The sequence below is a fragment of the Streptomyces sp. NPDC036813 genome, from assembly GCF_055609245.1.
The window spans coordinates 420186-433602 of sequence record NZ_JBVJPV010000001.1 but is presented as its reverse complement, the minus strand read 5'-3'; the positions used below and the strand labels follow the sequence as shown (position 1 = coordinate 433602).

The window sequence follows — 13417 nt, the reverse complement described above, 5'->3', positions numbered from 1 at the left end:
CTTCACCGGGGCAGGCGCAAGCGGCGCGGGCCGTTCCGCTCGCACAGGGTGGCCGGTCAGCCGCGCAGCGCGTCGAGCCGGCGCCGGGCAGGCCCGAGCGCACGGCCCCGGCCCATCAGCCCGGCCCACGGGTTGGTACGGGCCTGGTCGACGGCGTCGGCGAGGGTCCAGCGGCGGGCGTCGACGCCGGGATCGTCCAGCTGGTCCCAGGTGACGGGCACGGCGACGGGCGCGCCGGGCAGGGCCCGCACGGTGAACGGGGCGACGGCGGTCTGCGCGTAGGCGTTGCGCTGGATGTCCAGGTAGAGCCGGTCGCCGCGGTCCTTCTTGCGGGCGGCGGTGGTGAGCCGGTCGGGGTGCTCGGCGGCGAGCAGCTCGGCGGCGTCGCGCGCGAACTGCCGTACGGTGTCGAAGTCCTGATGGGCCGCCAGGGGAACGACGACGTGTACCCCTGACGATCCGGTGGTCATCGGAGCCGACGGCAGGCGCAGCTCGTCGAGCAGCTCGCGCAGCCACCGGGCGGCGTCCCGGACGGCCGCGAAGCCGTCACCGGAAGGGTCGAGGTCGAAGACCATCCGGTCGGGCGTGTCGACACTGCCGGTGCGTGAGAGCCAGCGGTGAAAGGTGAGACAGGCCTGGTCAGCGAGGTAGACGAGAGTGGAGGTGTCGTCACACACGGTGTGACACACCGTGCCGTCCTCCTTCGCCAGCTCGACGCGGGTAATCCACTCCGGATAGTGCTCCGGGGTGTTCTTCTGCATGAATCGGGGTCCGTCGACGCCGTCGGGATGCCGCTCGAGCATCAGCGGCCGGCCGCGCAGATGCGGCAGCATGAACGCGGCGACGGACCGGTAGTAGTCGACGAGATCGCCCTTGGTGTACTCCTTGGCTCCAAAGCCGCCCGGGAAGAGGACCTTGCCGGACCGGTGCACCGCCACGCTGCGGCGCCCGGCCCGCACCGTCCGCGTGTCGTCGCGGTCGCTCACCGCACGACCGCCTCCCCCACCAGCAGCCGTCCGGCCGCCGCGATGGACTCGGCGTCGATGCCGGCGGCGTGCAGCTGCTCCTCGGGCGTGGCCGATCCCGGCATGTTCCGCACGCCGAGCCGGACCAGCCGCGGCACCGGACGCCCGTCGGAGAACGCCTCCGCCACGGCGTCGCCGAGACCGCCCTCGGGGTGGTGATCCTCGACCGTGAGCAGGCAGCCGGTCTCCTCGCCGGCCCGCCGCAGCGTCTCGACGTCGACGGGCTTGACCGAGTACAGATCGATCACCCGCACGGCGATGTCCTGCGCGGCCAGCGCGTCCGCGGCGGCGAGCGCCTCGGGCACGGTGACCCCGGCGGCGACGACCGTCAGCCGGTCACGGCCGGAGGAGCGCAGCACCTTGCTGCCGCCGACGGGGAACTCCTCCTCGGGCCCGTACAGCACCGGGCTCTTGCCGCGCGAGGTGCGCAGATAGCGGATGCCGTCCAGCCCCGCCATGGCGGCGACCAGCTTGGCCGTCTGGTTGGCGTCGCAGGGGTAGAGGACGGTGGAGCCGTGCACGGACCGCATCATCGCCAGGTCCTCCACACCCATCTGGGAGGGCCCGTCCTGCCCGATGGCCACCCCGGCGTGCGAGCCGACGAGATTGATGCCGGAGCCGCTGATGGCTGCCATGCGCACGAAGTCGTGGGCGCGGGTGAGGAAGGCGGCGAAGGTCGCGGCGTACGGCACCCAGCCGCGCGCGGCGAGCCCGACGGCGGCCGCGACCATCTGCTGCTCGGCGATGTAGCACTCGATGTACCGCTCGGGATGCTCCTTGCCGAACAGCTCCGCCCGCGTGGAGTCGCCGACCTCTCCGTCGAGCGCGACGACGTCGCCGCGTCCGTGCCCTAGGGCGGCGAGGGCCTTGCCGTAGGCGTCCCGCGTGGCGGCCTCCTCGCCCTTGTCCCAGCGGGGCAGCTCATAGGGCGAGGTGGTGGCCGAACGCAGCACCGTGACGGTCGGCGGTTCGTGCACCTGCACCCGCAGGTCGCGCACCCCGCCGAGCTGCTCGATGGCCTCCTCGGCCTCCGGCAGCGGCTTGCCGTGCAGCCCCTCCCGGTCCTGGACGCCTTCGACGCCCTTGCCCTTGAGGGTGCGGGCGATGATCGCGGTGGGCTGCCCGGCGGTGGACAGGGCTTCGCCGTAGGCGCGGTCGATGGCGTCCACGTCGTGGCCGTCGATCTCGACGGTGTGCCAGCCGAAGGCCTTGAAGCGGCGGGCGTAGGCGTCGAGGTCGTGACCGTGCCGGGTGGGTCCGCGCTGTCCGAGCCGGTTGACGTCGACGATCGTGATCAGGTTGTCGAGATGCTCGTGACCGGCGTGCTCGGCGGCCTCCCACACCGAGCCCTCGGCGAGTTCGCTGTCGCCGGTGAGGACCCATACGCGGTAGCCGTCGTGCTCCAGCCGCTTGCCGGACAGCGCGATGCCGACCCCGACGGGCAGGCCCTGCCCGAGCGAACCGGTGGCGGTCTCCACCCAGGGCAGCCGCTGCGGGGTCGGATGCCCCTCGAGCCGGCTGCCGAGCTTGCGGAAGGTCAGCAGTTCCTCGTCGTCGATCGCCCCGGCCGCCTTGTACGCGGCGTACAGCAGCGGTGAGGCGTGGCCCTTGGAGAGCACGAAACGGTCGTTGCCGGGGTGGTCGGGCCGGTCGAAGTCGTAGCGCAGATGGTTCGCGAGCAGGACGGCCATCAGATCGGCCGCGGACATCGAGGACGTCGGGTGCCCGGAGCCCGCGGCGGCGGCCGCGCGCACGCTGTCCACGCGCAGCTGCTGACCGAGTTCGACGAGTTCACCGGTGTTCATGAGTCTCCTTGGGCGTCGGAATCGGTTGCGTCGGTGCGGGTTTCATCGCTGCCGGTCTCGTCGGTGCGGGTGGCGTCGGTGCGCTTGACCGGCCCGGGGGCGGGATGGTCCGCGTCGAGGGCGTCGGGCCCGGGCCGCTGGGCGGGCGCGGGCTCCTGCCGTCCGGGGGCCCCGGGCGTCCGGGCCAGCTCCGGCGAGGCCGTGTCCAGGGGCACCGACCAGGACCGTACGAGTCCCAACTGGACGCCCTGGCGCGGCAGTACGGCGTCGAGCAGCCAGTCGGCGGCGACGCGCACCCGGTTGCCGGGCATCGCCGCGAGGTGGTAGCCGCGGGTGACCAGGCCGGCGACCGGCCCGGACAGCGGGACGCCCAGCGGGTTGGCGGAGGCCTGCGCGCCCCCGAGGTCGACGACGAACCCCAAGTCCCGGTGGCGGTAGGACCGCAGCGCGCCGCCGGTCAGCGAGGCGGCCACGTTCTGCGCGGCGACCTTCCCCTGCCGCCACGCGTGCTGCGCGGTCATCGGGGTGTACGACCCCGGCTCGTCCAGGTCCGGCACGGCGGCGGCGTCACCGCAGGCGAAGACCTCGGGACGCCCCGGAACCCGAAGGGTGGGCTCGACGAGGAGCCGGCCGCGCTCCAGCGGCAGCCCCAGCGACTCGGCGAGCGGATCGGGCCGCACACCGACGCACCACACCAGGGTCCTGGTCTCGACGAACTCTTCGTCGGTGAGCAGGACGCCCCGCTCGGTGGCCTCCTTGACGGAGGTCCCCATCCGCACGTCGACACCCCGCTCGCGCAGCACGCGGTCGGCGGTGCGCGACAGCCGCTCGTCCAGCTCGGGCAGGACGCGTTCGGCGACGTCGAGCAGCAGCCAGCGTGGGCGCATGCGGTCGCGCGGAGGGTGGTCGCGCACCAGCGCGTCGGTGAACAGCTGCCCCTGCGCGGCGACCTCGGTGCCGGTGTATCCGGCGCCGACGACGACGAAGGTGCAGCGGGCGGCGCAGGCGGCGGGGTCGTCACCGCCGGCGGCCAGCTCGACCTGCCGGATCACGTGATCACGCAGATAGAGCGCCTCGGGCAGCCCCCGGAAGCCGTGGGCGTGCTCGGCGATGCCCGGGACGGGCAACAGTTTGTTGACACTTCCGGCGGCCAGCACCAGCCGGTCGTAGGGCAGGGAGCCCGTGTCGCCCTCGGGGCCTGTGTAGTGCACGGTCCGCGCATCGAGATCGACCCGCCCGACCTCCCCCAGCACCAGCCGCACACCCCGCAGCGTCCCGGTCAGCGACACGGTCACCCGTCGCGCCTCGAGGATCCCGGCGGCGACCTGGGGCAGCAGCGGCAGGTACAGGAAGTAGTCGGTCGGGTTCACCAGGGTGATCTCGGCCCGCCCCCGAGCCATCCGCCCCAGCACCCGAGCGGCCCGGAACCCGGCGAACCCCCCACCGACAATCACCACCCGGGGTCGACCCACGACGTCCCTGCCCTCCACGTCCACCACAACGGCCCGCCTGACCGCGTTTCCCTCCGGGGGTACACCAAACGTGACCCTCCGGGGGCGAGCGGATTCGACCCACCGGGGCACGGAGGCCCCGCCGGGGTGCAGGGGGCGCAGCCCCGCCGGGGTGCAGTGGGCGCCGCCCCAAGGGGTGCAGGGGGCGCCGCCCCATAGGGCGGAGGGGGCGCAGCTCCCGCCGGGGTGCGGAGGACGCCACCCCGCAGGGGTGCAGGGGGCGCAGCCCCCGCCGGGGCGAGGGGCGGAGCCCCTCAGGGGGTCCGGGGCGCAGCCCCGTGGCGGCGCCTCCTGCGCAACCGAGACGGGCGGGCGGGCGGGTGGGCAGACACCCCCTGGGGGTCCGGCGCACAGCCCCGTGGCAGCGCCTCCTGCGCAACCGAGACGGGCGGGCGGGTGGGCAAGCACCCCTGCGGGTCCGGGCGGAGCCCCCGGCGCAACCGAGACGGGCGGCCGGGCAAACACCCCCGGGGGGCCCGGGCGGAGCCTCCGGCTCAACCGAGACGGGTGGGTGGGCAACCACAGCGACACCCCCGTTGCACCGGCGGAGCCCTGGGTACTCGCCGGCTCGACCGCCCACCCCACCCCCACCTCCGGAGGCGCCGCCCATGCCCCAGTACGGCTACTTCCTCTCCTGCGAGCAGTACGGGCCCGCGGAGCTGATCGAGCAGGCCCGGATGGCCGAGCAGGCCGGTTTCCAGGCGCTGTGGATCTCGGACCACTACCACCCGTGGAACGACGCGCAGGGCCAGAGTCCGTTCGTGTGGTCGGTGATCGGCGCCCTCTCCGAAGCCGTGTCACTGCCCGTCGAGACGGCGGTGACCTGTCCCACCGTCCGCATCCACCCCGCCGTCGTCGCACAGGCCGCCGCGACCAGCGCGGTCATGACGAACGGCCGCTTCCGTCTCGGCGTCGGCACCGGTGAGGCCCTCAACGAACACATCGTCGGCGGTCCGTGGCCCCCGGCCCACGTCCGGCTGGAGATGCTGGAGGAAGCCATCCAGGTGATGCGGCGCCTCTTCACCGGCGAGGAGGTCAACCACCACGGCACGCACTACACGGTGGAGAACGCCCGCCTGTACACGGTCCCCGACGAGCCCGTCCCGATCGACATCTCCGGCTTCGGCCCGGCCGCCGTCAAGCTGGCCTCCCGCGTGGGCGACGGCTACATCACGGTCGCCCCGGACGCCTCGATGGTGGAGCAGTACCGCAAGGGCGGCGGCGGAGCGAAGCTCGTCAGCGGCGGCACCAAGGTCTGCTACGACACCGACAGGGACGCCGCGGTGCGCACGGTCCACCGTCTGTGGGCGAACGAGCAGCTGCCCGGCGAACTCGCCCAGGTGCTCCCCTCGCCCAAGCACTTCGAGCAGGCCCAGCAGCTCGTCACCGAGGACATGGTGCGCGAGAACCGGGTGTGCGGCGACGACGTGGACGAGCACGTGGCCGAGCTGCGCCAGTTCGCCGACGCCGGCTTCGATGTCGTGTACGTCAACCAGATCGGCCCGGACGTGCGCGGCTTCTTCGACTTCTACCGCACGAAGGTGCTGCCGCAGCTGACCTGATGCTCGTCCGGCGTCTCCCCGACGGCGGGCCGCGCGCCACGCGGGGCGGCGCCGTCGGGGGTTCCCTGGTATGCCGCTTTGCAGCTGGGCCGTGGCCGTCGCGCAGTTCCCCGCGCCCCTGGGTCGGTCGCAGAACCGTTGGTGAGACGACCTTCAGGGACCGTCCGTGCGCCGTCAGGCCCGGTGGTGGGGCGAGGCGGAGTCGGCGTCGTCCGGGCGTGGCACGGCCGGCCCGGGCGCTCCGTCCGCCGGGGTGCCCACGCTGGGGGCGACGGGCGGCATCGGCGGGTAGGGAGGGGTCGCGCCGGCCTCGGGCGCCGTGGTGCCGGCGGCGTCCCCCGCCGCGCGCGCCCGTTCGGACCGCGCCGCGGACGGCCGGGCGGCGCCGCGCAGCACGAAGGCGGTGGCGCCCAGGATCGCGGCGGTGATCAGCGCGGCGGCCCAGCCGGGCAGGCCGAGGGCGAGCGCCAGGCCCACGGCGAGCGCGAGAGCCGCGCCCGCGTACAGCGCGGCCGCGCCGGACGCCGCGTACAGCAGGGCGGTGCGGCGCCGTTCACGCGTCTGCCGCCGCAGTTCGTCGCGCACGGTCTCGCGGGCCACCTGCGCCAGCTCGTCGACCAGATGCTTGTCCAGATGCTCCAGGTGATCCAGCGGTTTCATACCGTGCGGGTACCCGGCGCCACAGTGCCGTAACGGTGTGCAGCCGACCGCCGGCCGGGGGGATCGGGTGAAACGATCACCGGCGCCGCGCGGGCCCAACTAGGCTCTGCCGTATGGAGATCCAGGGTGCCACACTCCGTGTCTGCGTCGACGACCTCGAGTCCGCCATCCCCTTCTACGAGCGGCTCGCGGGCGGCAGCGCCCTCCGCTTCGAGCGGGGCGGCGTCCAGGTCGCCGCGATCGGCTGCTTCCTGCTCATGAGCGGCCCGGCCGCGGAGATCGAGGTGCTGCGCAAGGTGGCGGCGACGATCGCGGTCGCCGACGTGGACGAGGCGCACACCGTGCTGACCGAGCTGGGCGCGGAGATCGTGGCCGGCCCGGTACCGACACCGGTGGGCCGCAACCTGATCGCCCGCCACCCGGACGGCGCCGTGTACGAGTACGTGGACCGACGCCGCCCGTAGCCCGCGCCGCCGCCGGCCGGCCGCCTCACGACGGCCGCATCCGGAAGTCGTACCGCTCCGGGAGGGGTTCGTCGGTGAGCCGGGCCCACAGCCGCCCGATCACCTCGTCCCCCTCCCTGAGGTCGGCGACCTCGAAGCCCGCGTCGAACACGGCCCGCGCCTCGCTCGTCCTGCCCTCGGCGAGCAGCAGGGCCGCCTCGACCAGCCGGAACCGGCCGCGTTCCCGGGTCTCGGGGCGCAGCCGCTCCCATACGGCTCTCGCCGCCTGCGTACGCCCGGCGGCGAGGAGCGCCTCGATGGCCTCGCGACCGAGCGCGGCGGTGGCGGCCGCCCACTCCGGGCCGTCGCCGTGCGGCTCCCGGCACAGGTCGTCGAAGGCCTCGGCGTACCGCTCGGCCGCCCGTTCCCCGTGGCCGCCCTCGCGGTCGGCGACGGCGAGGCAGCGCAGCAGCGGCCACCGCGAGGGAGCGAGCGGCAGCGCCCGTTCCCAGCTGCGCACGGCCTGGGCGCGGTCGCCCGCGTGCCACTGGGCGACGCCGAGGTGGTACTCGCTGTGCGGACGGGCCGGCGCGGTCTCCAGCATGTCCCGCCAGTGCGGGGCGACGAGGCTCTCGCCGGGCGGACGCTCGCCGCTCGGTTCGGGCAGCGCCCCGGTGTGCAGCAGCGCCAGCCAGGGCTTCTGCTCCTCCCCGAGGGTGGCCTCCGCGAACGGGGTGCCGGGCAGCTTGAAGCCGCCGCGCAGGACCTCCAGCGCGCCCCAGCCGGAGCCGGCGGCGAGCGTCTCGGTGGGTTCGGTGTCGGCATGCCGCAGCCACGCGGAGTAGGCGGCGTCGACGTCGGCCGTCGGCAGTACGGCCGCGAGCCGGGCCTCGGCCCGGCCGACGACGGCGTCCCACTCCCCCTCGGGATCGGTGTCGAGGGGGCCGTACGCCTCCAGCCAGGCGACCTCGCTCTGCTCCTCCAGCCGCACATGCTCCAGCTGGGTGCGGGCGAGGCCGGCCTGGATCTCGCAGTAGCCGCCGGTCCCGGGTTCGGTGAGCCACTGCTGCCAGCGGCGGCCGCCGGGCAGGTGGCCCCACACGAACAGCTTGCGGCCGCGCAGGACGTCGGTGGAGGTCTGCACCAGCCCGTGGCCGCTCTCGTCCAGCGCGGCGATCCAGGGGCGGCGCCGCGCGGGCACGTCGTAGAAGTAGTCGGCGGCGTACGGGCTGCCGAGCGGGTAGGTGCGGTCGGCGCCGTCGTACGCCGGGACGGGGACCCGGCGCAGCCGGCGCTCGTAGCCGAAGTGGTAGGCCTCGCTCGCCGGCGCGAGGACGCGGCACTCCTCGGGGACGGCGATGTTGGACCACCAGTAGGCGGGCACCGGCCGCTCGTGCGGGTTGCGGACACGGACGCCGACGTACAGGAAGTCGGAGCCGTCCGGCAGCCACAGGTCGACCTGGAAGGGCAGGTCGCGCAGCCGCTCCCACTCCCACAGCCGCAGCATGTCGGTGCCGTCGGGGCCGGGCACGCGGGCGGCGTGCAGGGGCGCACAGGACAGGGTCGTGTGACCGGTGGCGCCGATGTTCCACTCGATGCCGCCGGAGTACCAGGCGCCGTTGAGGGCGAAGTTGGCGGGCCGGAACACCGGGTTGCGGTAGAGGAGTTCGCGCCCGGTCGGCTTGTGCAGCAGGGAGACGATCCGGCCGCCGAGGCCGGGCAGGACGGTGGCGCGCAGCCGGTCGTTCTCGATGACGAGCGTGTCGAGGCGGCGCGGTGCGCGGTCGCGTCCGTAGCCGTCGCGGACCCGCACGGGCAGCAGGCTGGTCAGTGGGGCGTAGCCGATCTGCCGGGCCATGTCGCGCGGCAGATCCTCCTTGTCCCGGTCGTCGATGTGGTGCATCTCGTCCAGGGGCCGCAGCGCGGGCAGCGGGTTGTCCGGACCGAGGTCCGCGGCGGGCAGGGTCAGTACCTCACGTCGGATCGTCGTCACGATGACCATGGAAGCGGTTGCCGGGTGATCCGGCCAGGGCCGCTGCGGGTCAGGGTTGCGCAAAGCCGCCGGTTTTATTCGGTGGGCGGGGCGGCGGGCGCGCCCGTACAGTCGGCTCTTCGACCGCGGTCACGAAGGAGCACGAGCGTCCCATGAGTGAGCAGCACACCTACCGGGTGATCGTCCGGGGCACCTGGGACGGGCTGAGTGAGGAGGCCCGGGAGCGGCTTCTCGCCGGGGCCGCCGATCACGGGCTGGCGAGCATGCGGTTCACCGAGGAGGGCACGCTGAGCTACGAGCCGCGGCCGCTGAAGCACTTCTCGATGCGGTTCGTGGTGGTGTCGGACGCCGGGGACGGTGAGGAGATGGCCGCGGCCATCGCGGAGGACCGTGCCGCGACCGTGCTGCGCTCTCTCGGGTACGGCTTCGGCGAGCTGAAGTCGTCGGTCACCGACCTCGACACCATGAAGATCAACTACAAGCCCGCATCTCGGCGGTGACCGCCCAGCGCTCGTGATCGCGCCACGCCCCGTCGATGAAGAGCATCTTCGGTGAGAACCCCTCGAGCCGGAAGCCGCAGGCGCGGGCGAGGCCGATGGAGGCAGCGTTGCCCGGCTGGACGTTGATCTCCAGCCGGTGCAGCCGCATCGGGCCGAAGGCGTGGCCGACGACGAGGCCGAGGCCCTCCTTCATCAGCCCGCGTCCGGCCGCGTGGGCGAAGGCGCCGTAGCCGAGGGCTCCGCTGAGGAAGGCGCCCTCGACGATGTTGTTGATGTTGATGAAGCCGGCGATGTCCCCGCCGTCCTTCTCGCAGACCAGGAATCCGGCTTTCGTCGGGTCCTCGATCAGCCGGGACGCGTACGCGGTGTAGGCGTCGGCGCTGTCCGGCGGAAACAGCCACGGGTGGTGCAGATCCTTGCTCTGCCGGGCCCGTGCGGCGAACTCGGGGCCGTCGTCGTAGGCGAAGTGGCGTATGCCCACGCGAGGCCCCTCGGCGAGCCAGCGGGATGCGGTGTGCGGCATTCGAACACCTTACGACGGGCCGGCAACGGCCGGCGGGTCCCAGGGGGCTCCTCGCCGAGCACGCCGCAGGCCCGGCGTGATCGGCGCGACGTCCGCTAGCGGCGCCGGTTGAGGAAGACCGCCCCGCACAGTGCGCCGATGACGCCGGTGGCCAGCAGTGCCACCCACAGGGGCATGGTGACCACCGGCACCAGCAACCGGATCTCGGTGTCCTGGGTGTTCTCGAAGACGAAGACCAGACCGAGCAGCGCGAGCACCAGCGCGATGATCCGCCGCGGTGTGAGCAGCGCGGACCAGCCGCCCCGCGTGTGGTCACCGACGGGAGTCTTCGTCTTCACCTTCATGATCCCAGGGTGCGGCCGAAACGGCGCCCGCGCACGGTGGGCCGCGCACGGTGGGCCGCGCCCTGCGGGCGACTCGACTGCCGGCTGCGGCCGCCCCGCCGGGGGGAGTGCACGGTGTCCCGGGGCGCGCGAACGGCGGTGACGGACGCTTCGGGCGGCGTGGTCGCGACGACGTCTTTGGTCCGGCGGCACGGCCGGTCAGCTCAGCGCGGGCTCCTCCAGCGTCAACGTGGCCGCCTGTGCGTCGAGTTCCGCCGGGACACCGAACGGGATGGTCAGCGCTCCCGCCCCGTGCCCGAATCCGAACTCCTCTGCGACGGGCACGCCGAGCCCGCCGAGCCGGTCGGCGAGCAGGGTCCGCACCCGCTCGTAGGGGCCGCACCGCTCCCACGAGCCGAGCAGCACCCCGCGCACGCCGTCCAGCCAGCCGGAGCGCAGGAGTTGGGTGAGGTAGCGGTCCAGGCGGTAGGTCTCCTCGCCGACGTCCTCCAGGCACAGCAGCCCGCCCCGCGCGGACGGCCGGGCGTGCGGGGTGCCCAGTTCGGCGGCGAGCAAGGACAGGCAACCGCCCAGCAGCACGCCCCGCGCCCGCCCGGCCACCAGGGCGCCGCCGCCGGAGGTGATCGTGCGGGCCGTGTCCGGGGCGAACAGTGTGGCCCGCAGGTGTTCCTGGGCGCGGGCGTTCTTCACGAAGTCGATCCCGGCGGCCATCGGGCCGTGCAGGGTGACCAGGCCGAGCCGGGTCGCGAACGCCTCGTGCAGCGCCGTGATGTCGCTGAAGCCGACGAACACCTTCGGCCCGGCGGCCGCCATCGCGTCCCAGTCGAGCAGGCCGGCGATGCGCTGCGCCCCGTAGCCGCCCCGCGCGCACAGCACGGCGTCGACGGCCGGATCGCACCAGGCGCTCTGGAGGTCGGCGGCCCGGTCCTCGTCGGTCCCGGCAAGGTAGTCGAAGTCGCGGTGCCGGTCGAGCACATGGGGCGCGACGACCGGGTCCAGGTCCCAGCCGCGCAGCACGTCGAGCCCGGCCTGCAGGCGCTCCTCGGGCACGGGTCCGCTGGGGGCGACGACGGCCACGCGGGCGCCGGGGGCGAGGCGGCGGGGCCGCAGCAGCGGCTTCACTTGGCCAGCTCCAGCCGCGGGACGTCCGTCACCGTCAGCCCGAACACCTGGGCGTACAGGGACAGTTCGGCCTCCAGGGCGTGGACCATGGTCTCGGCCCGCCGGAAGCCGTGGCCCTCTCCTTCGAAGGCGATGTAGGCGTGCGGCAGCCGCCGGCCCTCGATGCGGGCGAGGAACCGTTCGCACTGCTCGGGCGGGCAGATCACGTCGTCGAGCCCCTGGAGCAGCAGGAAGGGCGCGGTGATCCGGTCGGCGTGGGTCAGCGGCGAACGCTCGGCGTAGCGCTCCGGGCTGAACGGCCCGACCAGGGAGTCGAGGTAGCGCGACTCGAAGTCGTGGGTGCCGCCGCGGGCCCAGCCGACGAGGTCGAGCACGGGATAGATGATGGTGCCGCAGGCGTAGACGTCCGTCGTGGCCAGGGAGGCGGCCGCGGTCCAGCCGCCGGCGCTGCCGCCCCGGATCGCCAGCCGGGCCCGGTCGGCGGTGCCCTCCTCGGCGAGGGCCAGCGCGACGGCCGCGCAGTCCTCGACGTCGACCACGCCCCACTGCCCCCGCAGCCGCTCGCGGTAGGCGCGCCCGTACCCGGTGGAACCGCCGTAGTTGACCTCGGCCACTCCGATGCCGCGGGAGGTGAAGTAGGCGATCTCCAGGTCCAGCACGAGCGGGGAACGGCCGGTGGGCCCGCCGTGCGCCCATACGACGTACGGGGGCAGTTCGCGCTCCGGTGCCGCGCAGTGCGGGTGGTGGGGCGGGTACACATGGGCGTGGATCTCGCGTCCGCCGGGACCGGTGAAGGTCCGCACCTGCGGTTCGGGGCAGTAGGCGGGGTCGACGGCGTCCTGATGGGCGGCGCCGACCACCCGGGCGCGCCCGGTGCAGGTGTCCAGCTCGACGACCTCGCCCCCGGTCCGCGGGCTCGCGCCGACGGCGAGGACCCGGTCGCCGTGCACGGCGAGGGTGGCGGCGTACTCGGTCCACGGGCCGACGGCGTCGGCCAGGTCACCGGTCTCCGGGTCGAGTATGCCGAGAACGGCGGGTCCGCGCCCGTGCAGTACGGCGATCAGCCCGCTGTCCAGCGGCGCGAACCAGCGCTGCCCCAGCTTCCACAGCGGCCCGCCGAACTCCTCCTCGCGCGGGCACAGCGGCTCGCCGTCGCGGTAGAGGTTCCACCAGCCGGTGCGGTCGCTCGCGTACAGCAGCCGCCCGTCCGCCGACCAGTCGGCCTGCGCGACGGACTCCTGCGCACCGCCCGCGGCGACCCGCGGCTCGCCGAAGGTGCCGTCGGCGCCGACGTCGGCGACCAGCAGCTCGGTGCCGTCCCACGGCATCCGCGGATGGTCCCAGGCCAGCCATGCCACCTTGCGCCCGTCCGGCGCGAGCCGCGGCCCGGTGACGAACCGGTGCCGCTCACCGGCCAGTTCCCGCACCGCGCCCCGGTCCTCGGCGGCCGACCCGTCGAGCGGTACGGCGGCCAGGACGCGCCGTACGTCGGTGGGCGCCGGGCCGGTGAACTCCTCCAGCACGCACCACACCTCACCGCGGTCGAGCAGGATCTGCGGCTCGGCCCAGCGCGGGCCCCGCGGGGTGAGCGGGCGGGGCTCGCCGCCGGGTTCGTGCGCGTACAGCCGCTGGTCGGCGAAGTGCGTGAACACCACGAGCGGCCGCCCCTGGCGCAGCACTCCGGCCCAGGGCCGTCCGCCGTACTCGATGACCCGGCTGCGCACGTTCCACGGCGCGGGCAGCACCGGCTCCGCGCGGCCGTCGGCGTGCCGCCGCACCAGGGCACGCCGGCCGCCCTCGGCGGGGCGCGGCTCGGTCCACCAGGCCTCGTCGCCGACGAAGCCGACGTACTCGGGGAACCCGTCATGGGATGCGGCGAGCGCCGCGTCGACCGGCGACGGCCACGATCCGTACGGCAGGATCTGCACG

The 13417-nt window shown here is 74.2% G+C and carries 12 protein-coding genes; 3 read left to right on the top strand and 9 right to left on the bottom strand.

Going from position 1 to position 13417, the window contains the following annotated elements; genetic code table 11:
• Nucleotides 1–56: 56 nt before the first annotated feature.
• From ligD to ACZ67Q_RS01775, 3 genes are read right to left on the bottom strand one after another with little or no spacing between them, the layout of a single operon-like run.
• A complete protein-coding gene (gene ligD / locus ACZ67Q_RS01785) occupies nt 57–986 on the bottom strand; it encodes a non-homologous end-joining DNA ligase (protein WP_471175121.1) in 930 nt (309 codons plus the stop codon).
• Nucleotides 983–2830 (bottom strand): transketolase, encoded by a 1848-nt coding sequence (locus tag ACZ67Q_RS01780; RefSeq protein ID WP_471175119.1) that lies wholly within the window; start codon nt 2828–2830, stop codon nt 983–985. Before ACZ67Q_RS01780 ends, ligD begins: the two co-directional genes overlap by 4 nt.
• A complete protein-coding gene (locus ACZ67Q_RS01775; RefSeq protein ID WP_471175117.1) occupies nt 2827–4230 on the bottom strand; it encodes an NAD(P)/FAD-dependent oxidoreductase in 1404 nt (467 codons plus the stop codon). The genes ACZ67Q_RS01780 and ACZ67Q_RS01775 overlap by 4 nt, the downstream gene beginning before the upstream one ends.
• 719 nt (nt 4231–4949) lie before the next feature.
• Here ACZ67Q_RS01775 and ACZ67Q_RS01770 point away from each other — a divergent pair.
• Complete coding sequence (locus tag ACZ67Q_RS01770) at nt 4950–5903, top strand: LLM class F420-dependent oxidoreductase (RefSeq protein WP_471175115.1); 954 nt, start codon at nt 4950–4952, stop codon at nt 5901–5903.
• A gap of 174 nt (nt 5904–6077) precedes the next feature.
• Here ACZ67Q_RS01770 and ACZ67Q_RS01765 read toward each other — a convergent pair whose 3' ends face one another.
• Nucleotides 6078–6563 (bottom strand): phage holin family protein, encoded by a 486-nt coding sequence (locus ACZ67Q_RS01765; protein WP_471175113.1) that lies wholly within the window; start codon nt 6561–6563, stop codon nt 6078–6080.
• 113 nt (nt 6564–6676) lie between these two features.
• Between ACZ67Q_RS01765 and ACZ67Q_RS01760 the strand changes: the two genes are divergently transcribed.
• Nucleotides 6677–7027: a VOC family protein gene (locus ACZ67Q_RS01760; protein WP_471175111.1), complete on the top strand. Its 351-nt coding sequence runs from the start codon at nt 6677–6679 to the stop codon at nt 7025–7027.
• Nucleotides 7028–7052: 25 nt separating this feature from the next.
• Here the strand turns inward: ACZ67Q_RS01760 and ACZ67Q_RS01755 are convergent, their stop codons facing one another.
• Nucleotides 7053–9008 (bottom strand): DUF5107 domain-containing protein, encoded by a 1956-nt coding sequence (locus tag ACZ67Q_RS01755; RefSeq protein WP_471175109.1) that lies wholly within the window; start codon nt 9006–9008, stop codon nt 7053–7055.
• A gap of 143 nt (nt 9009–9151) precedes the next feature.
• On the opposite strand from ACZ67Q_RS01755, the gene ACZ67Q_RS01750 reads away from it, so the two are divergent.
• The gene (locus tag ACZ67Q_RS01750; RefSeq protein ID WP_471175107.1) at nt 9152–9499 is read left to right on the top strand and encodes a DUF6204 family protein; all 348 of its coding nucleotides are present in this window, start codon (nt 9152–9154) and stop codon (nt 9497–9499) included.
• On the opposite strand, the gene ACZ67Q_RS01745 is transcribed toward ACZ67Q_RS01750, so the two are convergent.
• From ACZ67Q_RS01745 to ACZ67Q_RS01730, 4 genes are all read right to left on the bottom strand, one after another.
• The gene (locus ACZ67Q_RS01745; RefSeq protein WP_471175105.1) at nt 9471–10022 is read right to left on the bottom strand and encodes a GNAT family N-acetyltransferase; all 552 of its coding nucleotides are present in this window, start codon (nt 10020–10022) and stop codon (nt 9471–9473) included. The two genes, ACZ67Q_RS01750 and ACZ67Q_RS01745, sit on opposite strands and share 29 nt — an antisense overlap.
• Before the next feature lie 95 nt (nt 10023–10117).
• Nucleotides 10118–10366, bottom strand: coding sequence for a LapA family protein (locus ACZ67Q_RS01740; RefSeq protein WP_471175104.1), 249 nt, complete (start codon nt 10364–10366; stop codon nt 10118–10120).
• Nucleotides 10367–10564: 198 nt separating this feature from the next.
• Nucleotides 10565–11488, bottom strand: coding sequence for a S66 peptidase family protein (locus ACZ67Q_RS01735; protein ID WP_471175102.1), 924 nt, complete (start codon nt 11486–11488; stop codon nt 10565–10567).
• Nucleotides 11485–13416, bottom strand: a complete 1932-nt coding sequence (locus ACZ67Q_RS01730) for a prolyl oligopeptidase family serine peptidase (RefSeq protein WP_471175100.1) — start codon at nt 13414–13416, stop codon at nt 11485–11487. The genes ACZ67Q_RS01735 and ACZ67Q_RS01730 overlap by 4 nt, the downstream gene beginning before the upstream one ends.
• Nucleotide 13417 lies beyond the last annotated feature (1 nt).